Source organism: Melaminivora jejuensis (assembly GCF_017811175.1).
Classification (GTDB): Bacteria; Pseudomonadota; Gammaproteobacteria; order Burkholderiales; family Burkholderiaceae_C; genus Melaminivora; species Melaminivora jejuensis.
In genome coordinates this window covers 473,883-495,915 of record NZ_JACWIJ010000002.1, presented here as the reverse complement: position 1 = coordinate 495,915, position 22,033 = coordinate 473,883, and the positions used below count along the sequence as shown (strand labels likewise).

Sequence of the window (22,033 nt, the reverse complement as noted above, 5' to 3'; positions counted from 1 at the left end):
ACCGTCAGCACCCCAGCAGTCACAGCACGCTTTCCCTCGCACCAGAACCACCAACAGCACCACCCGACAAACAGCCGCAGCACACACGCAGCGCCACACCAAACGCAGCACACAAGCCGCCAAGAACAACACCAAAGTTGCTCAAAGTTTCAGCAGTTCAGTGCCGAAATCATTCAATAAACAGGTTCTGTGCCCGCCTCTGTGTTGAACGAAGCGCGTAAGTGCTTGTCGCCATTGAGGAATTCGACCTAAATCAGGCACTCTGTGTTGATCTGTTGTGAATTCCAAAAAAGCGCACTACCCCTATAGGGCAGTGGGCGCAACAAAAAAAACGGGTCAGCCGAAGCTGCCGTTTCTTTCGCCCATTGCGGGTCGAGAGTTGCCAGACATTTCCGCAAAAGCGGTGTTGGAAAGTGGTGCATGGCCCTAGCAAACCATGCGTGAGGGCGAGCGTAGCACGGCCTGGGAGAGTTGTGCAACGCAAATGAGAGCGCCAAAGCAGCATCTTTCAAATTTGACCTCGGGCCTTCCCGATTGCGACCGAAGGCTGGCCCGCGCCACTTTTGGACAAGATTGTCCAAATTTGGACAGGACTGTCCAGTTTTGGACAAATTCCGCCACTTTTGGACAGGACTGTCCAAATTTGGACAAATTCCGCCACTTTTGGACAAGATTGTCCAATTTTGGCCAGCCAGCAGCAAGACGCAAAGCGATGAGCATCCCCCAAAGAACACCACCTCCCCGCCCCCTCCGTGCGCCTACGGCTGTACTTCCACCGAGCAGAGTGGTCTTTGCGGGAGCTTTTTTTGTTGCTCGCCGCCTTGCCCAACGAACGTGAAAGAGCGGGGGTCATCCGTCATGTTTTGACTTTCGGGTGCAAGTCGCCCCTACCGCCTGATCCGGTGCATCAAGACCAAGAGGTCACACCCTCACCGTTCGGGTGATCTTGAGCGTCAGAGACCCCTGGCTGCTGCCATTGCGGCAAGGGGCCAGCCGCAACGGCACCCCGCCAGAGAGAAATATATTTGCAAAACAATGGCTTTCTTGAATTGCGCATTTGCAAATCATTTGCCGTGGCAAAAATTTGGAGAAAAAGACATTGCGCCAAGGGCTCTCCGCAAAACCTCGTTTTGCGAAATTTTTACTCAATGAAATCAATGGATTAGGAGAGCTTCGCCTGGAATTCCAGGGGTTTTGCAGACCCTCCCCAATTCAGGAAGATCTGTCGGAACAAGCCAAATCCGCAAGCAAACAAATCATCCTGGTGTCGGCTTTGCACGCCAGCCAGCGCACTGAACAATCGCTCCCACCTGGGTTATTCCAATGGCTGTGATTTTCTGGCCGGTAAGCAGCTATGAGGGATCAGGCAGAGCGGCTCAAGGGAATGACTCCTGCCGGTACCGCCACATGGTCACAATGCCGCGCCCAATCGGCCATCAGGACGCGGCGCTTTTCAAGCAAACTCCCACGTTGATAGGCGGCCTCGGCCTTGTCTTTCAACTGGTGCGCCAGCGCGTGTTCTATGACCTCGCGAGGATGATTGGTAGCTTCGCCGCTCCAGTCCCTGAAGCTGGATCTAAAGCCATGCACGGTCAAATCCTGCCGCCCCATGCGCTTGAGCAGCATCAATCCGGCCATGTTAGACAAAGGCTTTTGGATTTTGACACCAGGAAATACATAGCCCCCTTTGCCATATACCTCAGCCTGAATTTGCAGCACGTTCACAGCGGCGTCTGACAATGGTATGACGTGCTCTTTGCCTGCCTTCATTCGGGTGGCTGGGATCGTCCAGGTGCGCTGCGTCAGGTCGATCTCGCGCCACTCGGCATTGAAGGCCTCAGATGTGCGGCAGGCGGTCAGGATAACCAGTTCGACGGCTCGCGCGGCAGTGCCTTGTTGGCCCCGCAGCTCGCGCATGAAGGCCCCCATCTCCCGCCAGGGCAGCGCGGCATGGTGCTCTATCTTTTGTACCTTCGAGCGTGCAGGTAGCAGCTTGTCCAGGTGTCCACGCCAGCGGGCCGGGTTGTCACCCTGCCGATAGCCATGCACCGTTGCCCAGTCGAGGATGCTCTCAATCCTGCCACGCAAGCGTGCAGCGGTCTCGGCCTTGGTGCGCCATATCGGCTCCAGCACACGCATGATGTGTGTGGTTCCGACCTCAGCTACGAGCAGTTCGCCAATGATGGGATGGGCATAGGTCTCCAAGGTCGCAGTCCACTGGGCAGCGTGTTTTGCGCTCTTCCAACCGACTTTGTGACCTTCGATGTAGTCGGCAGCACACGATGCAAAGGTGCGGCTGTCGTTGGCCTCCATTCGGGCCTGATGCTGCATCTCGCGCCTTTGTTCAATTGGATCCATGCCATCGGCCAGCAGCTTGCGCGCAGCTTTGGCACGGTCTCGTGCCTCTTGCAGAGAGAAAGCACTGACGCTGCCCAGGCCCATCTCACGCGCCCTGCCGGCCATGGTGTAACGCAACACCCAGGATTTGCTGCCACCGCGCGCCACCTGCAACCACAGGTTGCCGCCATCAGCGTAGTAACCCGGCGCTTTCGCCGTCTTGACTTGCAGCGCACTCAGACGATTGATTGCCCTAGCCATACCCAGTTTCCCACCCACGTTTCTACCCACGTTCTTACCCACGTTATGGGCTGCGATTGTCTGGGATTGGAGTGTACCTCCTAGGAACAGTATCTTATTATAAGTTGTTGTTTATATTGAATTTTTGGACAATCCTGGATTGTATTGAATCATCACGCGGCGGACACAGTCTCCGCCACCTCTCGCCCCAATCCGAGCCGTCGATCCAGCCCCGGCTTCCGCTCGTCGGCTCTCATGCAGCGCCGTTCAGCGCTCTGCGTAGGATGGCTGCATGACCATCCCGCCCTGTCGCGCTGAACCCCAGCTTCAGTGCCGCCATCAGCTCCGGCGGCACCCAAAGCGTGGCTTCACGGCGCTTGAACTCCTGGTGACCATTGCCATTCTTGGCATCCTCACTGCCTTGGCTGCGCCCAGCTTCGTTCCGCTGATGGAGCGCTGGCGCACCCAGCAGGTGGCCGAGCAATTGCGCTCGACCATCTATTTCGCCCGCTCCGAAGCCATTAAGCGCGGGGGCAACGTCGTCCTCCAGAAGTTACCCAACGCTGGCGATTGCTCTTTTGCGTCCGGCAACGACGAATGGGGCTGCGGCTGGTTTGTCTGCGTTGACAGCAACAGTAATGGCTCGTGCGCTGCCAGCGAAGAGGTTTTGCAGCGCTACGACACCCCCGGCAAGGTCAAGGTCAGGCGCTCTACCAGCGGCGCCGGCATCAAGCTCAACCGCTGGGGACTGGTGGAGGGGAAATATCCCGGCTTCACCATCGTTCCAGAGGGCAAGAATCTCAGCGATCCCGCCGCCCGGGGTATCTGCGTCAGTTCAGGCGGGCGGGTGCGCCTGGTCAAAGCCGAGGATGTGCCATGCAACAGTTGAAGCCGGTTTCCCCGCCGCAGCGTCGCCAGCGTGGCGTTTCGCTGCTTGAGTCCCTCGTGGCCATCGCCGTGGCTGCCCTGGGTATCCTGGGCGTGGTGGGCGTGCAGATGCGCACCCTGGCCGATACCCAGACCACCGTACGCCGCGCCCAGGCCGTGCGCCTGATCGAGGACTTGAGCGAGCGCCTCAAGGTCAACCCCAACGCCATGGACGGCCTTGACGCCTATGTCTCGGGCTTCAGCGACGAGCCCACGCCCGGCGACTGCAGCGGCGGCAACAGCTGCACCAAGGAGCAGCTCGCCGCTCACGACATCGGCGTGTGGAAGCAGACCGTCAAGAGCAATTTGCCACTGGGCCAGGCCAACGTCTTTGTGGCTCCAGCCGAGAGCGGCGTCTCCGCCTCCAACCGGCGCCAACTCGGCGTCATGATCAGCTGGCGCGAGAACGAAAAAGAAACCGATACCGACTACAAGGACAGCATCGACGCTACCAAGGTCAAGAATGGCACCACGCTCACCGCAGGCGGGGGCAGCGTCACCTGCCCCACCGATCGCGTCTGCCATCTGCAGTACATCCCGGTGTCGGCGCGCTGCGCGCCTGACCTCGGCAGCGGCATTGTCCAGTTCTACTGCTCATGAGGGTCTGCAGCATGTCGTTGTCCCACCCCGCAAAAAAGATAGCAGATTGCGCTGACCTAGCAAGGGTTTCCAGCCCAAAACCCTTCCAACTGCAAAGGCGCTTCAGTAGCGCCAAGACCCAGCGCGGCGTAACGTTGATCGAGCTGATGGTCGGCTTGATCATCGGCCTGCTGGTCGTGGGCGTGGCCATGGGGGCACTGATAGTCGCGCGCGGCGTGACGGGTACCGTCAACGATGCCAGCGACATCCAGCAGCAGGCTGCCTACGCCATGCGCGTCATTGGCCAGCAACTGCGCCAGGCGGGCTCGCTCTACCTGGAACCCAACACGGCATCGGCCTCGGGCAGCGAGGTTTACATGACCCCCGTGTCTTTCGAAGAAAAAGATTTCGACTCCATCAAGGGCACGCAGTCGCCCCTGTCCTTCACCTCGCGCTATCGGCGCTACAAGGAAGCTGTCCATACAGGCGCCGCAGAGCAATCGCTGGTGCGCAATTGCATCGGTGCTCCGGCGGACGACAAACCCGATCGGCTGATCGAGAGCGCTTTTTCTTTCAGCGACAACGAACTGCGCTGCGGCGGCAACAGCGCTCCAGCGCAGCCCATCATTAGCCGCGTTGCAGACTTCCAGGTGCGTTATTTGCAGCAGAACAGCACCACCGATCCGGGTAACGTGACCATCCGCTACATCGACGCCGACAACATCAGTGCCACCAGCGCCTGGGACGACGTGCAGGCACTGGAGGTGTGCATGGTGCTGTATGGCGAGGAAGCCATCGACATGCCGGCAGGCAGCACCTATACCGGTTGCGACGGCACCGAGGTGAACATGAGCACCCTGACCGGCCCGCGCGCGCGGCGCATGCACATCATGTTCCGCAACGTTTTCCAGTTGCGCAGCCAGGGTCTGATCAAGGAGCCGACGTGATGCCGCACCAACGCCCCATGCAACGTCTTTCCCCTGCCGCTCCCCGCCAGCACGGCGTGGCCCTGTTCGTCGTCCTGGTGTTCGTGCTGCTGACCATGCTGCTGGCCGTATGGGGTTCGCGCACCTCGCTGTTCAACGAGCTGGTCGTGGGCAACGATGCCGACTACCAGCGCGCCTTCGAAGCGGCGCAGGCATTGCTGCAGGATGCCGAGCTGGATATACGAGAAGAAAACCCCGATGGCACACCTTGCTCGGGCTCCGGCGACGTCTGCCGAAAAGGCATTACCGAGCAAATCCCGGTTGAGGAAAAGGAAGTCGGCGATCTGCTGTCCCGCCTGGCACAGAACACCCCGACGGGTTGCCGCAATGGTCTGTGTGTCAAGCGCACCGGCAAGGTGGACTTCTGGAACAACAAGACGGCCAGCGAAGGCCCGACCCTGGCGCAGATGGCCCAGGACGGCGTGGGTGCACGCTACGGGCGTTACACCGGCGCAGTACCCGGCAGCAGCGGCAGCCCGGGAAACCCCATCCTGGCCGACACCAGCGCTGCCGACAAGGGCGGCTGGTATTGGATCGAAGTGCTGCCCTATGACAAAAGCAGCGAGACCGCCGGGCTGATCGTGGACGACAGCGGCAACCGCAAGACCTTTCTGCGGCTGAGCCTGGAGCCGGTGGTCATCTACCGCCTCACCGCCCTGGCCTATGGGCGCAAGCCCAGCACCCTGGTAGTGCTGCAACAGACCTATGCCCGGCAAAAGCTCAAGGACTGAGCAACACCGCCTTTGCTACCAAAAAAATAGCTGTCATCGCTTGCCCTGCAAGGCTTAAAGCCGTTTTTCATAAAAATTCAAGACAGGAGGACTGACCATGTTTGGCCCCGCCCCCCACCCCCTTCACATGCGCCCGACCCTGCTGGCTCTGGCGGCCTGCGCTGCACTGAGTCCGCACGCTGCCTGGGCGCTCGACCTGATGCAGGCCCCGCCGGGCACCGTGCAGCCCTACGTGGCACCCAACGTCATCCTGTCGCTGGACGACTCGACCAGCATGGATGCCAAGGACATGGTGCTCAAGGATCCGACCAAGCCCTATCACTGGAAGAACAACCCTTACACCAAGACCCGCGTGCAGGTGCTCAAGGACGCCCTGAAAGAGGTCTTCGAAGACAAAGATCTGATCCCTGACGGCAAGATGCGCCTAGCTTGGCAGACCCTGGGGGATTGCACCAAGGTCAACAACAAGAAATGGGCTCCTCCGCTGGGGACTACGGCTGCCACCGTCACAGGAGTGAACAACCCCAACGTCATGCGGGTGCTCGAAGGCACGCACCGGGACAACTTCCTGCAATACGCCGCCAATTTCACTTCCTGCACTTCCACGCCCACGCACTACATGGTCAAGCGGGCAGACGAGTACATGCGTGCCGAGGTACACCGCAATGGCCCTTGGGCCACCAAGCCTGGCGATCCTTCAGGCACCCCTGAATACTTGGGGTGCCGGCGCAATTACCACATCCTGCTGACCGATGGCGACTGGAACGGCACCTACGACGGCAGGGAGAATATCAACACCACGCCCATCAACTTCGACAACCAGGACACAGACGACAACATCAACGGGGCGCCCAAATCCGGCAGCAACAGCCGTCCAGTCAAGACCTATCCCTCCTTCAAGCTGCCCGACGGCACGGCCTACAAGCGCAGCGATCCCCAGACCTGGGTGTATCGCGACATCGACTTTCCAACCTGGAGCAGCTGGCACCCAGGCTATGAGAGCCAGTACATCAGTACTCTGTCGGATTGGACGTTCAAGAGCTGGGCCGACCCCTTGCAACCGTCCAGTGCTCTGACCGGCTCGATTGCTCCTGCCCCCGAATATGACAAGGCACCTGCCGAGGAAATTTTTACCAACCGCGTGTCAGGCAGAACCGCCACACTAAAAAAATACTGGAACCCGCGCTACAACCCTGCCACCTGGCCGCACATGGTCACTTTCACCATTGGCTTCAGCGAGGACTCCCTGCCGGAAAACCAGCTTCGCCCGGTCGGCAAGGACAATGAGTGGAAGGGCAATATCGGCAAATACTGGAACCCCAACCTCTCCAAGCCACTGTGGAATGAGGATGGCCCCTTCGTGGATACCACCAACGGCAACAACGGCAAATTGGTGCGCCCGACCAGCACCCTGCCCTACGGCTACGACGGCAGCTTTGCCGATTACGCCTCGGGCTGGGCGCAATGGCACGCCGTCAAGGGCGGCGAGGCAGTGGAAGACATGTGGCACGCTGCCATCAATGGCCGGGGCCAGTTCTACGCCGTGGAAAAGGGCGAAGACCTGAAAGAGGCCTTCCGCCAGATCATCCGCACCATCAACACCGATGTGCAGCCTGACATCACATCGACTGCGACCAGCGGCTCCAACACCTCGCGCAACGACGTCGGCAAATTCACCGGCAACTTCGAGCCCAAGAACGCCTGGAAGGGCTTTGTGACCGCTGATGCAGTCAAGAACGATGGCACGACCGAGCCGATTGCGGGCTGGGGCGGGCAGAACACAGCACAGAAACTCGACGCCTTGTCCTCGGTCTCCTCGCGCCTGATCCTGAGCTGGAGCGACCAATGGGTCGGCAGCAAGCCCAAGGGGGGTGTTCCCTTCCTGTGGGCGAGCAACCAGAACTACCTGAGCACCGAGCAGAAACTGGCGTTGCAAAAGGGCACGGACGGCATCGATGGAGGAGCCAGCGCTGGTGAGTCGCGGCTCAACTACATCCGGGGTGATCAGTCCAAGGAAGGCACGGATGGCCCCAACGGCTATACCAGCACCAAACCCTACCGCCAGCGCAAATCGCGCCAGGGCGACATCGTCAACTCCGTCATCTGGTACACCGGCGCGCCGGTGAGCAATTACTCTTTCAAGGGCTACACCGCCTTCATCCGCACGGCCAAGACGCGCACGCCGATGATCTACGTCGGCGGCAACGACGGCATGTTGCATGGCTTTTCGGCCCAGGACGGCAGCGAGAAGATTGCCTATGTGCCCCAGGGCGTCATCCCCAGCCTGAATCAGCTCACAGCGCCGGCCTACAACCAGCGGCACCGCTACTTTGTCGATGGCTCACCCATGACGGGCGACGTGAATGTGAGTACCGATCCCGAGGCGCCCGATTGGCGCACCCTGCTGGTGGGCTCGCTGGGCGCTGGCGGCAAGGGCTATTTCGTGCTGGATGTGTCCGACCCCGACGCTTTCTCCGCCGGCCAGGCCGCCAATCTGGTCATGCTCGACCGCACGCGCAACGCCGAGGCCGGAGTCCCCGACTGCACTCTTTCCACCCTGAGCAGTGGACAAAAGGCCGCGTGCAACAAAACTGTCGAGGAGGATCGCGACATCGGGCACATCACGGCCCAGCCAGTGCTGGACGAGAACAACCCCTTGCGCACCACGCAGATCATCCGCCTGAACAACGACCGCTGGGCTGTGGTCATGGGCAACGGCTACAACAGCGCCAACCAGCGTCCGGTGCTGCTGATCCAGTACCTGGACGGCAACCGCGAGTTGCTGCGCATCGCTGCTGCCGCCGCCGACGCCACGGGCACGGGCAAGGCGCAGGACAACGGGCTGATGGCGCCGCGCCTGGTCGATCTCGACGGCGATGGCCGATACGACATTGCCTACGCCGGCGACAACCAGGGCAACCTGTGGAAGTTCGACCTGACCAGCAGCGACGCCACGCAGTGGGGGGTGGCCTTCAGCGGCAGCCCGCTGTTCAGCGCCCAGGGCGGCACGCAAGGCTCGCCCAATTCGCGCACCCTGGCCCAACCCGTCACGGCTGTGCCCACCGTGCGCGCCAATGACCGCATCAGGACTGTCGGCACCGGCCCCAGCGCCAAGAAAGTCCCGGTCGGCGGGATGATGGTGGCCTTCGGCACCGGGCGCAACGTCACCAAGGCGGATGAAAACGACCGCAACATGCACACCCTGTATGCAGTGCTGGACAACACCCGCTATCGCCGCGTGGGCAGCGGCGCCAGCGAGCGCCTGGAAGTGCATCCCGGCAGCGGCACCTGCTCGCCCGTCCCAGCCGCCGACTGCGTGCCGGCCCCGGCAGCGCTGGGCACCGGAGTGGCGCAGGCCAAGCTGGTCAGCCGCAAAATCGAAGAAGTGAGCAACGGCGCCTTTGGCCGGGTGCTGGCTACGACCGAGCTGGACTGGGGCAGCCACAATGGCTGGTACATGGACTTTCCGACGGTGGGCGAACGCCTGCTCAAACCCATGGAGTTCTACGAAGGCAGCAATCTCATGACGGTGTTCTCACAGGTTCCGGCCAAGGGCTCGGATGTCGCCGCCGATGTCGAGAGCTGCGAGTCCAGCTCGGTGGACGAGGAGCGCCAATACATGACACTGATCAACATCATGGACGGCAAGCGCCCCTCGATCCAACTGATGGACATCAATGGCGACGGTCTGTACAACGCAAATGATGCCAACGTCTCGCGCAGACAGGTACCTCCGGGATCCATCACCCTGATCAGTCAGACATCTTCGACAGCTGTGCTGGACAAGAAAAACAGCAAGGTCACCGACTTGCGCCACCTGCCCGAAAACTCCCTGCGCCCCAGCTGGCGCCAGCTCCGATAAGTCATCGGCAAGCGCTTGACAACCCAAGGCATCCTCATGTTCATGGCATCCATGTCTCCACCGCTTCTCCCGCGCCCCCGGCGCCGGGGGCGGGCCACCTCGCGCGGTTTCACCCTGATTGAGCTGATGATCGTCGTCGCCATCGTCGGCATCCTCTCGGCCATTGCCTATCCCAGCTATACCGAGTACATCCGCCGCGGCCATCGTGGCGAGGCGCGTACCGGCCTGCTGCAGGCTGCGCAATGGATGGAGCGCGCCGCCACGGCCACGGGTACCTATCCGCTGGCGGCAGCCTTCCCGGCCAGCCTCAAAAAGGTGCCCGGCGATCGCTACGACATCAGCATCAGCTCCACGGACGGCGTCAAGTACACCCTCAGCGCCACTCCCAAGGGCGCGCAGGCAACCGACAAATGCGGCACCTACACCCTGGCGCACAACGGCCTGCGCGGTGCCAAGGGCGTGACCACCGGCGCCATCGTCACCGAGTGCTGGGGCAAGTGAGCACCAGGGGGATTCAGCCCTGCGGCGCGCTACCATCGCCGCCGCCATGACAGCCACCCACCCCTTCATCGACCAGGCGCTTGGGCTTGCCGCCCAGGCGCTTTTTCTTTCCAGCCCCAACCCGCGCGTCGGCTGCGTCCTGGTGGCCGCCGATGGCCGCAGCCTCCTCGGCCAGGGCTTCACCCAGCAGGCCGGTGGCCCGCACGCCGAGGTCATGGCGCTGCGCGACGCGGCAGCGCGTGGCGCCGATGTGCGCGGCGCCACCGCCTACGTCACGCTGGAGCCCTGCGCCCACCAGGGCCGCACCGGGCCATGCTGCGACGCGCTGGTGCAGGCCGGCATCGGGCGCGTGGTGGCCTGCATGGCCGACCCCAACCCGCTGGTTGCCGGCCAGGGCTTTGCCCGGCTGCGCGCCGCTGGCGTCGAGGTCGAAGTCGGGCCGGGCGCAGCAGCAGCACGTGCGTTGAACATCGGATTTTTTCAGCGCATGGAACGCGGCACACCGTGGGTGCGCCTGAAGGTTGCCGCATCGCTGGACGGTGCCACCGCCCTGGCCAATGGCGCCAGCCAGTGGATCACCTCTGCGGCAGCACGCGCCGACGGGCAGGCCTGGCGCGCACGCGCCTGCACCATCCTCACCGGCATCGGCACCGTGCTGGCCGACGATCCACGCCTGGACGTGCGGGACATCGACACCCCGCGCCAGCCCCGGCTGGCCATCGTGGACAGCCAGTTGCGCACGCCCTTGCAGGCGCGTCTTTTCAGCGTGGCGCAGCGCGAGGTGTTGATCTACACCGCTGCTGCGGCCAGCCATCCGGCCTGGCAGGCCCTGCAGGCCCAGGGCGCGACCCTGGTGTCGCTGCCCGGCAGCAGCGGCCAGGTCGATCTGCCGGCCATGCTGCGCGACCTCGGGGCTCGCGGCACCAACGAATTGCATGTCGAAGCGGGCAGCCTGCTCAACGGAGCCCTGCTGGCCCAGGGGCTGGTGGACGAGGTGCTGGCCTATCTGGCTCCCCTGCTGCTGGGCAGCGGCGCCCGGCCCATGGCGCACTGGGGGCCGCTGCAGGCGCTGACCGAAGGGGCACACCTGCAGTTCCATGCGGTGGAGCGCATCGGCCCGGATCTGCGGCTGCTGCTGCGCGCCGCTGGCAGCCAGCCTTCCTGAGCATGGCATCACGCGGCCTCCGCCGCCCACCGCTGCGCGCGCCGGTGTCCGACACGGGCGTGACAAGGGTGCAGGCTATAAATTTGCCACCGCCACGGCAATCCCGCGTGACGGCCTGCCGGCTCAGGTACCCAGGGCCGCGCAGCACAACAGACCGCAGCCCCAGCCATCTGCACCCTGCCCGGCCTATCGCCAACCCCCTGCCAATAGCCATCCATCATGCCCAGCCCTGCTCCATTCTTCCCGCCACGCGCAGGCATGGGTGCAGCGGCGCGGCGCTGGCTGGCAGCCCTGCTGGCGCTGGTGTGCAGCGCCTGCGCCGGTCTGCCCAAGGATGTGGAGCGGCCCGTGTCCACGGCATTCGATGCGGCAGGCCAGCCGACTGCCCTGTCCGCCCTGGCGCAGCAGCGCCGCCAGGCAGCCGGCACGCGCACCGCCTCCGGCTTCATGCTGCTCAGTGGCCCGCAGGAGGCTTACGGCAGCCGCCTGGCGCTGGCGCAAAGCGCCGAGAAAACCCTGGATCTGCAGTACTACACCATCCACGCCGACGAAAGTTCGGCGCGGCTGCTGCGCGAAGTGGTGGCAGCGGCGCGGCGCGGCGTGCGCGTGCGCATCCTGCTCGACGACTTCCACAGCACCGGGCGCAACGCCCTGGTCATGCGGCTGGCCTTCGAGCCGCACATCGAGATGCGCATGTTCAACCCGGTCTCCGGCCCGCGCGACTCCATGCTGGGCCGCCTGTGGGGTTCGCTGACGGATTTCTCGCGCGTGCAACAGCGCATGCACAACAAGCTGTTCCTGGCCGACAACGTCATGGGCGTGACCGGTGGGCGCAACCTGGGCGACGCCTACTTCGGCCAGGGACAGGCGAAAAATTTCGTCGATCTGGACGTGTTGGCTGCCGGCCCCATCGTGGCCGACATGTCGCGCAGCTTCGACAGCTACTGGAACAATCCGCGCGCCTATCCGGTGCAGTCGCTCATCACCAAGGAAGAGCTGGAGCGCCTGCGCGAGCAACTGGCGCAGGACAGCAACGAGGCACCCGCAGCGCAGGATCCGGCCAAGGCAGCGCCGCCGCAATTGCTGCCGCCTCCAGGCACCACGAAAGATGGCGGCGAGACTGCCGCTCGCCAGCGGGGCAACTGGGATGAGCAGCCCCTGGATCTGCGCCAGGCGCGCTTTGTCTGGGCGCCAGCGGTCATGCTGGCGGACAAGCCGGCCAAGATCGCACTCAGTGCAGACACAGGCGCAGACCAGGAGGCCAGCGATGAGGAAGGCACAGGCGATGAGGAAGGCGACACCGTCGTCGATGGCCTGCTGACCCTGATGCAGCACACGCGCCAAGAGCTGCTCATCATCTCGCCCTACTTCGTGCCCGGCCAGGACATGAAGCGCGCCTTCGCCGATGCCTGCGCGCGCGGCGTGCGCGTGCGCATCCTGACCAATTCGCTGGCCTCCAACGACGCGCCCATCGCCCATGTCGGCTATGCGCGCCACCGCCAGGAGCTGCTGGAAATGGGCGTGGAGCTGTACGAGCTGCGCAGCGAACAGGCCGGCCTGCGCTCGGCGTTCGGCAGCTCCGCAACCGGCAGTTCAGGGGCGGCAATGCGCTCGGGCAGCCGGGGCAACGCCGGCAATGCAGGGCTTTCAGGCGGTGCGACCGGGGCGTCGCGCTCCATGCTGCACTCCAAGGTCATGGTCGTGGACAGACGCCTGATCGTGGTCGGCTCCATGAATCTGGACTTGCGCTCGCAACTGCAAAACACCGAGATCGCCCTGCTGGTGCGCAGCAAGATGCTGTCCGAGCAGGCTGCCCGGCAGATCGACGACGCCATGCGCCAGGGCGCCTGGCATGTGCAATTGCAGGAAGGCGGCTCACTGGTCTGGCGCGCACCACAGGGCAGCGACCTGCCCGACATGCATCACGACCCGGACACCAGCGCCGGCCTGCGGCTGATGCTCAGGCTGCTGGGGCCGCTGGCACCGGATCGGCTGCTCTGAGCTGCCCGCGCAGCCACGCACCGATGGCCTGCTGATCGGTCAGGACACGCACGGCATCGAACGCTGCCTGGGCCTGCGGATAGCGCCGGCGCAGCAGATTCAGCCACTGCTTGAGCCGCCCGGCGCGCTGTCCCGGCTCCAGATCGGTGCAGACCATGTGCCAGAAGCGCTCGATCTGCGGCAACAGGGCCGTCCAGGTCAATGTTTCCGGGACTGGGGCCGGGGGCTGCTGGCTGGCCCTTGCGCCGGCAGCAACGCCATCGGCAGCGCGGATGGCCAGCGCCAGGCCCGGGTCGGCCACCATGCCGCGCCCCAGCATCAGTGCCGTGCAGCCGCTGAGCGCGCGGCAGCGCCAGGCATCCGGCACGCTCCAGATTTCGCCATTGGCCACCACCGGCACGCGCAGCGCTTCGCGGATGGGCGCGATCCGCTCCCAGTACGCTGGCGGGCGATAGCCATCGGCCTTGGTGCGGGCGTGGATCACGATCTCGCCGGCGCCGCCGTCCTGCATGGCCAGCGCGCATTCCAGGGCGCGGCCAGGGTCGTCGTAGCCCAGGCGCATCTTGGCCGACACGGGCAGCTGCGCCGGCACGGCGTGGCGCACGGCGGCGACCACGGCGGCGATGCGCTCGGGTTCGCGCAGCAGGGCAGCGCCGCCGCCGTGGCGGTTCACCGTCCGGGCCGGGCAGCCGAAGTTCAGATCCACGCCTTCGGCGCCGAGCTGCGCCAGGCGCGCCGCGTTGGCAGCCATGCTGGCCGGGTCGGAGCCCAGCAATTGGGCGCGCACCGGCGTCCCGGCCAAGGTGTGGCTGCCGTTGCGCAGCTCCGGCAGACAGCGGTGAAACACCCGATCGGGCAGCAGCGTGCCAGTGACACGGATGAATTCGCCCACACAGCGATCGACCCCGCCGACGCGCGTCAGCACGTCGCGCAGGACAAAATCGAGCAGCCCCTCCATGGGGGCCAGCAGCAGCTGCGTCATGGGGCGGGGGCGGGAGCGCCGACCGGCATCAGCATGTTTTTATGGTCAAAACTGGCTCAAACCCAATGCTAGCAAGCGCAGGGCGATCGCATCTAAATTTTGAGCCAATCTTGATGCAAAGTGCAGGCTCCTAAAGCCAACCGGATGCGACCTTGAGCCTGCTGCAACTGCTCCAACAAATTCCCGATCCCCGTGTGCAGCGCACCCGCCGCCATGAGCTCATCGACTTGCTGGCTATCGCCCTGTGCGCTACTGTCGCCGGAGCAGACAACTGGATCGAGACGGTGGAGTTTGCCCAGGCCCACCAGGCCTGGCTGCAACGCTTTTTGCGCCTGCCCTGCGGCATTGCCTCACACGACACCTTCGCGCGGGTCTTTCGCCGCCTGGATCCACAGGCACTCGAACAGGTCTTGCAGCAATGGCTCAAGGGTATGTCTGCGAGCGCCTCGGGCCATGTGGCCATCGATGGCAAGAGCGTGCGCAGCGCCCACCGCAAGGGCAAGGGTGCGCACCACAGTTTGCATTTGGTCAGCGCCTGGGCATCTGAGCAGCGCTTGCTGCTGGGCCAGCGCAAGGTCGATGGCAAGAGCAACGAGATCACGGCCATTCCTGAGTTGCTCAAGTTGTTGGACATTGGTGGGTGCACCATCACCATCGATGCCATGGGCTGCCAAAAAGCCATTGCCAAGCAAATCGCCGACCAAGGTGCCCACTACGTGCTCAGCCTCAAGGGCAATCAGCGGCACATGTTCAACGTGTGCAAGAAACACTTTGAAAGCGCTGAAGCTGACAGGGGCCAGCAAACGTTCAGTGACTCAGACAAAGGCCACGGGCGCATCGAGACGCGCAAGTACCAGGTGTCGGCACTGCCGCCGGCGCTGCAGCGTGCGGCCCAGCACTGGCCCCAGCTGCAAAGCGTGGTGCGCGTGGTGCGCACGCGCCAACTGCCAGGCCAAGAGCGAGTCAGCGAACAAACGAGCTACTACCTCAGTAGCCTGAGCGCACACACCAGCGCCCAGCAAATGGCGCAATACATCCGGGGGCACTGGAGCGTGGAAAACCAGCTGCACTGGAGCCTGGATGTGGGCATGGGCGACGACAGCGGTCTGAGCCAGAAAGACCACGCTGCGCACAACCAAGCGCTGCTCAGGCGCATGGCCCAGCAGATGCTGCAAGCCGACACCAGCGTGAAGGCCGGACTCAAGGCCAAGCGCAAACGCGCGGGCTGGGACTTGACCTACTTGGAGCGGGTCATGGAGCTATGCATTTAGATGCGATCGCCCTGCTAGCAAGCGCTGGTAGCTATTGAAAATATAGCTAACTACAGGGCTTGCCGCGTCAGTTGAGCGGGCGCTTGAGACGCACTTCCTCGATCTTGACGCCGCCGATGATGGCCGTCTTGGCGGTGGTCATCTCGCGCTTGAAGCCGGCGAGTTCATGAAAGCGCAGGGCGCGCTCGTTGCGCAGCGGCACCCAGGCGGTGACGGTGGTGCAGCCCTCCTCGGCCAGGCCGTCGCGGGCCGCATCCCACAGGGCCACGCCGACGCCCTGGCTCCAGTGGCTGGGGACGGCATAGATAGCCCAGATCTCGCCCGTGGTGGGGCGGGTCTTTTCATCGCGCGAGCGGTCGAAGCCGACGAAGCCGACGATCTTGTCGCCCTCGACGGCCACCTGCACCTGAGGCTCGCAGTATTCGATGGCCTCGCGCCAGTAGGCCTGGCGCTTTTCCACCGAGGACATGGCTTTGAGTTGATCGTCCGGCACCAGGCCACGGTAGGCCTCCAAAGCGGCAGTGGTGTGGACTTGGGCGATGGCCTTGGCATCGCGGAGAGTGGCAGGGCGAACCTGGATACTGGACATGGGACAGCGAAAACGGATAAACGGGTGACAAAGGGAAAACCCGGCATTTTCGCGCAAACCGCTGCCGATGCGCCAGGGGGTCATTCATCCTGCGCTGGACAGTGCGATTGTCCATGCAGCCAGCACGCCGCCGGCCAATGCGCTACATGAGCCGGCGCAGCAGTGCCATGACGCGATCGAAGCGCGCGCCATAGGGCGGATACAGCAGGTGCCCCATGCCCAGGCGCGACTGCGCCAGCACGCTTTTCTGGTGGCAAAAGCGCAGATAGCCCGGCTCGCCGTGGTAGGCGCCCCAGCCGCTATCGCCGACGCCGCCGAAGGGCAGGTTCTCATGGGCGATGTGCATCAGCGTGTCGTTGACCGAGACGCCGCCGCTCACCGTGCGGCGCAGCACATCGTTGCGCACGGCGTCACTGCGGCCAAACCAGTACAGCGCCAGCGGCCTGGGGTGGGCGTTGATGTGGGCGATGGCGTCGTCCAGCCGCTCGTAGCTGAGCACCGGCAGCACCGGGCCGAAGATCTCCTCCTGCATCAGTTGCATGGCGTGCGTGGCGCCAAAGACCAGCACCGGCGCCATCTGCCGGGCTACGCCGTCGCCAATGGACTGCGGCGGTGGCGGAGGGCTGCCCGGCGCCGGCTGCAGCACCTGCACTTGCGCGCCCAGAGTCTGCGCCTGCTGCAGCATGGTACGCAGCCGCCCCAGGTGGCGCGGGCTGATGATGGAGGCGTAGTCCGGGTTGCCCTCGAAGTACGGAAACAGCCGTGTCACGGCCTGCTGGAAGGCGTCGGCAAAAGCCGTCTCGCTGCCGCGCGGCAGCAGCAGGTAGTCAGGGGCGATGCAGGTCTGGCCGGCATTGAGCAGCTTGCCGTGGGCGATCTTCAGCGCTGCGTCCTGCAGGTCGCAGTCGGCATCCAGGATGCAGGGCGACTTGCCGCCCAGCTCCAGCGTGGTGGGCGTCAGGTTGGCAGCCGCCGCTTGCGCCACCTTGCGACCCACGGCGGTGGAGCCGGTGAAGACCAGATGGTCGAAGGGCAGCGAGGCGACCAGCGCGGCCGTGGCGGCATCGCCCTGCACCACGGCGAATTCCTGCGGGTCGAAGAACTGCGCCACCAGGGCCGCCAGCTGCGCCGAGGTGTGCGGCGTCAACTCGCTGGGCTTGAGCAGCACGCGGTTGCCAGCGGCCAGGGCGCTCATGGCCGGCGCCAGGGCCAGCTGCACGGGATAGTTCCACGGTGAAATGACGCCCACGACACCCAGCGGCTGGCGCTCGATCCAGGCACGCGCGGGCTGCAGCGTGAGGGGGTGCGCACCTTTTGCGGCCGGCTCCAGCGCGCCAGATGGCGCAGCGTGTGCTGGAGCTGGGCGCGCAGCACAAAGAAATCGGCCACTTCGGTCAGGCGCGGCGAGCGTATGCCGAAGTCCGCCTGCACCGCAGCCGCCAGCACCGGCGCGTTTTCCTCCAGCAGCTTGCCCAGGCGCAGCAGGCGCTCGCGGCGCAGATGCAGGGGCACGTCGGGCTGGGCGCGGGTGGCGGCGCGCTGGCGCTCGAAAAGGTCGCGGATGTCGTCGGGGCTCGTGGCGGGGTTCATGGCAGCCATGATAGGCGCGGGCCGCCGGGCATCAGCGTACTTCGCGCACCTGCACGTCGGTCACATCGGCCACCTGGCGCAGGCGGGCGCCACCAGCGCGGGCCGTGCCGGCGGCATGGGCTGTCCAGCGCGCCGTGCTGCGCGTGGCCTGGTTCCAGGCGCCGCGCGGATCGACGCGCCGCCAAGACGCCACAGGGCGCCCGGTCAGCCGCGCCCACATCAGACGCAGGCCCCAGGCCAGGGCCAGCACGCAGCCCACAGCCAGGATGCTCAGGAACAGCACCGCACCCATGGCAACCACCAACAGGCGCAATGTCCACCGGGTCAGGCCGGTCAGCATGTCGTTCAAAGCGTGCCCCTTTCTAGGCAAGATGCGGCGCGCGGCAGTTGGTTGCCGCGCGCCAGGGCCATGTTAGGCCTCACGGCGCGACCTCGGCCTCGCCGAACTGGAATACCCCCGGCTCATGTACCGGATCGACCCCCACCGGAATAGTGCTCTTGGGCGGGTAGCGGCCCTCCAGCAGCAACCTGGACAGCGGGTTCTCGATGCGCTGCTGGATGGCGCGCTTGAGTGGCCGGGCGCCGAACACCGGGTCGAAGCCGACCTTGGCCAGCTCCGCCATGGCTGCGGGCGAGACCTGCAGATGCAAGTCCATGCGGGCCAGGCGCGCTTCGAGCTGGCGCAGCTGGATGCCGGCAATAGCCTCGATGTGGCGCGCATCCAGGCCGTGGAAGACCACCGTCTCGTCGATGCGATTCAGGAACTCGGGGCGGAAGTGCTCCTTGAGCTCACCCCAGACGGCTTCCTTGATTTCCTCGGCATCGCTGCCCACCATGCTCTGGATCAGGCGCGAGCCGATGTTGCTGGTCATGATGACGACCGTGTTCTTGAAGTCCACGGTACGGCCCTGGCCATCCGTCAGCCGGCCATCGTCGAGCACCTGCAGCAGCACGTTGAACACGTCCGGATGGGCTTTTTCCACCTCGTCGAGCAAGATGACCGAATAGGGCTTGCGGCGCACGATCTCGGTCAGGTAGCCGCCCTCCTCATAGCCGACATAGCCCGGCGGCGCGCCGATCAAGCGGGCCACGGAGTGTTTTTCCATGAACTCGCTCATGTCCACGCGCACCAAGTGCTCCTCGCTGTCGAACAGGAACGCTGCCAGCGCCTTGCTGAGTTCGGTCTTGCCCACGCCCGTAGGGCCGAGGAACAAAAAGCTGCCCAGCGGACGATTGGGGTCGGACAGGCCCGAGCGCGAGCGGCGAATCGCGTTGGCCACGGCGGAGATCGCCTCCTCCTGGCCGACCACGCGCTCATGCAGCTTGGTCTCCATATGCAGCAGCTTGTCCTTTTCGCCCTGCATCATCTTGGCCACCGGGATGCCGGTGGCGCGGCTGACCACTTCGGCAATCTCCTCAGCTCCGACCTGGGTGCGCAGCAGCCGGTGCTTCGGAGCGCCTTCGGCACCTGCGCCAGCCTCGCTGTCCTGGGCTTCCTTGAGGCGTTTTTCCAGTTCGGGCAGCTTGCCGTACTGCAGCTCGGCCACGCGGTTGAAGTCGCCCTTGCGCTTGAGGTCGTCGATCTGCGTGCGGATGGAATCGATCTCTTTTCTGATCTGCTCGCTGCCCTGGGCGCTGGCTTTCTCGGCCTTCCAGATTTCCTCCAGGTCAGCGTATTCGCGTTCGAGCTTTTCCAGGTCTTCCTCGATCAGCTGCAGGCGCTTTTGCGAGGCCTCGTCGGTTTCCTTCTTCACCGCCTCGCGCTCGATCTTGAGCTGGATCATGCGCCGCTCCAGGCGGTCGAGTTCCTCGGGCTTGGAGTCGATCTCGATCTTGATCTTGGCCGCCGCCTCATCGATCAGGTCGATGGCCTTGTCGGGCAGGAAGCGGTCGGTGATGTAGCGCTGGGAGAGCTCGGCCGCGGCGACGATGGCCGGGTCGGTGATGTCCACGCCATGGTGCGCCTCGTAGCGCACCTGCAGGCCGCGCAGGATGGCAATGGTGTCTTCGACGCTGGGCTCTTCCACCAGCACCTTCTGGAAGCGCCGCTCCAGCGCCGCGTCCTTCTCGATGTACTTGCGGTACTCGTCCAGCGTGGTCGCACCGATGCAGTGCAGCTCGCCGCGCGCCAGCGCGGGCTTGAGCATGTTGCCTGCGTCCATGGCGCCTTCGGCCTTGCCGGCACCGACCATGGTGTGGATCTCGTCGATGAACAGGATGACGCGGCCTTCTTCGTGCGCCACTTCCTTGAGCACGGATTTCAGGCGCTCCTCGAACTCGCCCCGATACTTGGCGCCAGCCAGCAGGCCTGCCATGTCCAGCACCAGCACGCGCTTGTTCTTGAGCGTCTCGGGCACCTCGCCGGCCAGGATGCGCTGCGCCAGGCCTTCGACGATGGCCGTCTTGCCCACGCCAGGTTCGCCGATCAGCACCGGGTTGTTCTTGCTGCGCCGCTGCAGCACCTGGATGGTGCGGCGGATTTCCTCGTCGCGGCCGATGACCGGATCGAGCTTGCCGGCGCGCGCGCGCTCGGTCAGATCCAGCGTGTATTTCTTGAGTGCCTCGCGCTGGCTTTCGGCCTCAGGGCTGTCCACGCGCTGGCCGCCACGCACGGCGGCAATGGCTGCTTCCAGGCTCTTGCGGCTCAGGCCGTTGGCGCGGGCGATGTCGCCGGCCTCGCCCTTGCTGTCCACCAGCGCCAGCAGGAACAATTCGCTGGCGACGAACTGGTCGCCGCGCTGGATGGCTTCTTTTTCCGTGGCCTGCAGCACGCGGCCCAGTTCGGGGCTGCCCTGCACTTGGTCGTGGCCCTGCACCTGCGGCAGGCGCTTGATGGCGGATTCCGCCGCGCCCAGCAGGCCGTTGACATTGGCGCCGGCGCGCTCCAGCAGCGCGCGCGGGCCTTCGTCCTGGCGCAGCATGGCGACCAGCAGGTGGGTCGGTTCGATATAGGCGTTGTCATGCCCCAGCGCGATGGACTGGGCATCGGACAGCGCTTCCTGGAACTTGGTGGTGAACTTGTCGAGACGCATGTGATGAAACCTCCAACTCATCGCTAGCTGCGGCTGCTGCAGCCGCTTTCAAGCGGTTTTTCACCCTCTGCCGCTTCCGCCCTTCAGCCGGCCATGGGAGCTGCCGTGACACCCCAGCGCGCCAGCGCCGAGTCGTCGCTCTCGCGCGCATCGACCCAGCGCGCGCCCTGCGGCGTCTGCTCCTTCTTCCAGAACGGCGCCTGGGTCTTGAGGTAGTCCATCAGGAACTCGCAGGCCTGGAAGCTCTCGCCCCGGTGCGCCGATGTCACCGCCACCAGCACGATCTGATCGTGCGGCGCCAGCAGCCCCACGCGGTGGATGACGCGCACGCCATGCAGCGCAAAGCGCGCCAGGGCAGCGTCGATCATGGCCTCGATAGCCTTTTCCGTCATGCCGGGATAGTGCTCCAGCTCCATCGACGCCACCTGCGCGCCATCGCTGCGCTCGCGCACTGTGCCGACGAAGCAGCATACGGCGCCCACGCGACCGTCGCCGGCACGCAGCGCCGCCAGCTCGGCGGAAACATCGAAATCCTGGGTCTGGATGGAGACGCGCGGCAGGGCGGGCATGGGAGACGTGGCAGGCATGGACTGGGCGGCTGACCGGTTTGCTACATTGCCCGGCACTTTAACCCTGCCCCGCACCATGGCACAGCAAGCCTTCAGCACCCACCTCTACACCCTCTACCCCTCGCCGCACAACCAGCACCGCGAATTGTTCGCACACCAGGTCTTCGTGCCCCACCCCTACGCGCTGATCGACCTGCCCAGCTTTGCCCTGGCCGGGCGCTGCAGCCTGTTTGCCGCGCACCGCAAGGCCGACAACAAGATGGGGCAACTGGTCAGCTTCGAGCTGGAGGCTGACCGCACGCGCTTCGAGCGGGACTTCGCGCCCGACTAAGCGAGCGCCAGGGCGCTGCTGCGCCGGAGTTGACCTGCCTCAAGACTGCCATTAGAAACATGGTTTGCAATATGGCTATTCACGGCCAGCAGACCCACTGGCCAACATTCAACAAGACGAGGAAGGAAAGCCCCATGCGACTGCTTCAGGAACTCTTTACCACCGAAGTCGGCTTGTTCGCCGCCACCGGTATCGCCTTCATGCTGGGCATGGGCGTGTTTTTCCTGCGGTTGTTCATGCGCGACGACGCGCCCAAGACACAGCAGAAATAACGCCGCCCCCGGCACTGCGGCCCCACCCAGCGCCCGTCCATTTGGCCGGGCGCTTTTTCTTGCCGTCC

18 protein-coding genes and 1 pseudogene are annotated in these 22,033 nt (G+C 64.5%); 12 read left to right on the top strand and 7 right to left on the bottom strand.

Translation table 11 applies throughout. The annotated features are described in order from the left end of the window. The first annotated feature begins 1,057 nt into the window (after window positions 1–1,057). On the top strand, window positions 1,058–1,333 hold the full coding sequence (locus IDM45_RS02590) for a hypothetical protein (RefSeq protein WP_209421516.1): 276 nt from the start codon (window positions 1,058–1,060) through the stop codon (window positions 1,331–1,333). A gap of 29 nt (window positions 1,334–1,362) precedes the next feature. Here the strand turns inward: IDM45_RS02590 and IDM45_RS02585 are convergent, their stop codons facing one another. Further along, window positions 1,363–2,598, bottom strand: coding sequence for a tyrosine-type recombinase/integrase (locus IDM45_RS02585; RefSeq protein ID WP_209421515.1), 1,236 nt, complete (start codon window positions 2,596–2,598; stop codon window positions 1,363–1,365). Window positions 2,599–2,869: 271 nt separating this feature from the next. Here IDM45_RS02585 and IDM45_RS02580 point away from each other — a divergent pair, with 271 nt between their 5' ends. From IDM45_RS02580 to IDM45_RS02545, 8 genes are all read left to right on the top strand, one after another. Beyond that, window positions 2,870–3,466 carry a GspH/FimT family pseudopilin gene (locus tag IDM45_RS02580; protein ID WP_209421514.1) on the top strand — a complete coding sequence of 199 codons (597 nt, stop codon included), beginning with the start codon at window positions 2,870–2,872 and terminating at the stop codon, window positions 3,464–3,466. Next, a complete protein-coding gene (pilV, locus tag IDM45_RS02575; protein WP_209421513.1) occupies window positions 3,454–4,104 on the top strand; it encodes a type IV pilus modification protein PilV in 651 nt (216 codons plus the stop codon). Before IDM45_RS02580 ends, pilV begins: the two co-directional genes overlap by 13 nt. An 89-nt stretch (window positions 4,105–4,193) precedes the next feature. Then, window positions 4,194–5,030: a PilW family protein gene (locus IDM45_RS02570; RefSeq protein WP_267912123.1), complete on the top strand. Its 837-nt coding sequence runs from the start codon at window positions 4,194–4,196 to the stop codon at window positions 5,028–5,030. 17 nt (window positions 5,031–5,047) lie between these two features. Beyond that, window positions 5,048–5,800 carry a pilus assembly PilX family protein gene (locus IDM45_RS02565; protein ID WP_209421511.1) on the top strand — a complete coding sequence of 251 codons (753 nt, stop codon included), beginning with the start codon at window positions 5,048–5,050 and terminating at the stop codon, window positions 5,798–5,800. Window positions 5,801–5,897: 97 nt separating this feature from the next. After that, complete coding sequence (locus IDM45_RS02560) at window positions 5,898–9,662, top strand: pilus assembly protein (RefSeq protein WP_209421510.1); 3,765 nt, start codon at window positions 5,898–5,900, stop codon at window positions 9,660–9,662. Between the two features lie 51 nt (window positions 9,663–9,713). Further along, window positions 9,714–10,163, top strand: a complete 450-nt coding sequence (locus IDM45_RS02555) for a type IV pilin protein (protein WP_209421509.1) — start codon at window positions 9,714–9,716, stop codon at window positions 10,161–10,163. Window positions 10,164–10,209: 46 nt separating this feature from the next. Continuing rightward, on the top strand, window positions 10,210–11,328 hold the full coding sequence (gene ribD / locus IDM45_RS02550; RefSeq protein WP_209421508.1) for a bifunctional diaminohydroxyphosphoribosylaminopyrimidine deaminase/5-amino-6-(5-phosphoribosylamino)uracil reductase RibD: 1,119 nt from the start codon (window positions 10,210–10,212) through the stop codon (window positions 11,326–11,328). Window positions 11,329–11,547: 219 nt separating this feature from the next. Then, on the top strand, window positions 11,548–13,329 hold the full coding sequence (locus IDM45_RS02545) for a phospholipase D family protein (RefSeq protein ID WP_232653557.1): 1,782 nt from the start codon (window positions 11,548–11,550) through the stop codon (window positions 13,327–13,329). On the opposite strand, the gene IDM45_RS02540 is transcribed toward IDM45_RS02545, so the two are convergent. Continuing rightward, a complete protein-coding gene (locus IDM45_RS02540) occupies window positions 13,289–14,311 on the bottom strand; it encodes a tRNA dihydrouridine synthase (protein ID WP_209421507.1) in 1,023 nt (340 codons plus the stop codon). The two genes, IDM45_RS02545 and IDM45_RS02540, sit on opposite strands and share 41 nt — an antisense overlap. 152 nt (window positions 14,312–14,463) lie before the next feature. Between IDM45_RS02540 and IDM45_RS02535 the strand changes: the two genes are divergently transcribed. Next, the gene (locus IDM45_RS02535; RefSeq protein ID WP_209421506.1) at window positions 14,464–15,582 is read left to right on the top strand and encodes an ISAs1 family transposase; all 1,119 of its coding nucleotides are present in this window, start codon (window positions 14,464–14,466) and stop codon (window positions 15,580–15,582) included. A 67-nt stretch (window positions 15,583–15,649) separates the two neighbouring features. Here the strand turns inward: IDM45_RS02535 and IDM45_RS02530 are convergent, their stop codons facing one another. The 5 genes and pseudogenes from IDM45_RS02530 to moaE form a co-directional block, all read right to left on the bottom strand. Further along, window positions 15,650–16,171 carry a GNAT family N-acetyltransferase gene (locus tag IDM45_RS02530; protein WP_209421505.1) on the bottom strand — a complete coding sequence of 174 codons (522 nt, stop codon included), beginning with the start codon at window positions 16,169–16,171 and terminating at the stop codon, window positions 15,650–15,652. Window positions 16,172–16,313: 142 nt separating this feature from the next. Then, window positions 16,314–17,761 (bottom strand): annotated as a pseudogene (locus tag IDM45_RS02525) (coniferyl aldehyde dehydrogenase). Between the two features lie 31 nt (window positions 17,762–17,792). Continuing rightward, window positions 17,793–18,101, bottom strand: coding sequence for a hypothetical protein (locus IDM45_RS02520; protein WP_232654370.1), 309 nt, complete (start codon window positions 18,099–18,101; stop codon window positions 17,793–17,795). 79 nt (window positions 18,102–18,180) lie between these two features. Continuing rightward, window positions 18,181–20,793: an ATP-dependent chaperone ClpB gene (gene clpB / locus IDM45_RS02515; RefSeq protein WP_209421503.1), complete on the bottom strand. Its 2,613-nt coding sequence runs from the start codon at window positions 20,791–20,793 to the stop codon at window positions 18,181–18,183. An 83-nt stretch (window positions 20,794–20,876) separates the two neighbouring features. Then, window positions 20,877–21,380, bottom strand: a complete 504-nt coding sequence (gene moaE, locus IDM45_RS02510; RefSeq protein ID WP_232653559.1) for a molybdopterin synthase catalytic subunit MoaE — start codon at window positions 21,378–21,380, stop codon at window positions 20,877–20,879. A 58-nt stretch (window positions 21,381–21,438) separates the two neighbouring features. Here moaE and IDM45_RS02505 point away from each other — a divergent pair, with 58 nt between their 5' ends. Beyond that, window positions 21,439–21,693 carry a hypothetical protein gene (locus IDM45_RS02505; RefSeq protein WP_209421502.1) on the top strand — a complete coding sequence of 85 codons (255 nt, stop codon included), beginning with the start codon at window positions 21,439–21,441 and terminating at the stop codon, window positions 21,691–21,693. A 134-nt stretch (window positions 21,694–21,827) separates the two neighbouring features. Next, a complete protein-coding gene (locus IDM45_RS02500; protein WP_209421501.1) occupies window positions 21,828–21,965 on the top strand; it encodes a DUF3149 domain-containing protein in 138 nt (45 codons plus the stop codon). Window positions 21,966–22,033: the final 68 nt, after the last annotated feature.

Bases quoted from the DNA above. Each gene is read 5' to 3' on its own strand.
- IDM45_RS02505 (WP_209421502.1), top strand. From the start codon at position 21,439: ATGGCACAGCAAGCCTTCAGCACCCACCTCTACACCCTCTACCCCTCG.
- IDM45_RS02580 (WP_209421514.1), top strand. From the start codon at position 2,870: ATGACCATCCCGCCCTGTCGCGCTGAACCCCAGCTTCAGTGCCGCCAT.
- IDM45_RS02520 (WP_232654370.1), bottom strand. From the start codon at position 18,101: ATGCTGACCGGCCTGACCCGGTGGACATTGCGCCTGTTGGTGGTTGCC.
- ribD (WP_209421508.1), top strand. From the start codon at position 10,210: ATGACAGCCACCCACCCCTTCATCGACCAGGCGCTTGGGCTTGCCGCC.
- IDM45_RS02530 (WP_209421505.1), bottom strand. From the start codon at position 16,171: ATGTCCAGTATCCAGGTTCGCCCTGCCACTCTCCGCGATGCCAAGGCC.
- IDM45_RS02540 (WP_209421507.1), bottom strand. From the start codon at position 14,311: ATGACGCAGCTGCTGCTGGCCCCCATGGAGGGGCTGCTCGATTTTGTC.
- pilV (WP_209421513.1), top strand. From the start codon at position 3,454: ATGCAACAGTTGAAGCCGGTTTCCCCGCCGCAGCGTCGCCAGCGTGGC.
- moaE (WP_232653559.1), bottom strand. From the start codon at position 21,380: ATGCCTGCCACGTCTCCCATGCCCGCCCTGCCGCGCGTCTCCATCCAG.
- IDM45_RS02545 (WP_232653557.1), top strand. From the start codon at position 11,548: ATGCCCAGCCCTGCTCCATTCTTCCCGCCACGCGCAGGCATGGGTGCA.
- IDM45_RS02555 (WP_209421509.1), top strand. From the start codon at position 9,714: ATGTCTCCACCGCTTCTCCCGCGCCCCCGGCGCCGGGGGCGGGCCACC.
- clpB (WP_209421503.1), bottom strand. From the start codon at position 20,793: ATGCGTCTCGACAAGTTCACCACCAAGTTCCAGGAAGCGCTGTCCGAT.
- IDM45_RS02565 (WP_209421511.1), top strand. From the start codon at position 5,048: ATGCAACGTCTTTCCCCTGCCGCTCCCCGCCAGCACGGCGTGGCCCTG.
- IDM45_RS02560 (WP_209421510.1), top strand. From the start codon at position 5,898: ATGTTTGGCCCCGCCCCCCACCCCCTTCACATGCGCCCGACCCTGCTG.
- IDM45_RS02500 (WP_209421501.1), top strand. From the start codon at position 21,828: ATGCGACTGCTTCAGGAACTCTTTACCACCGAAGTCGGCTTGTTCGCC.
- IDM45_RS02585 (WP_209421515.1), bottom strand. From the start codon at position 2,598: ATGGCTAGGGCAATCAATCGTCTGAGTGCGCTGCAAGTCAAGACGGCG.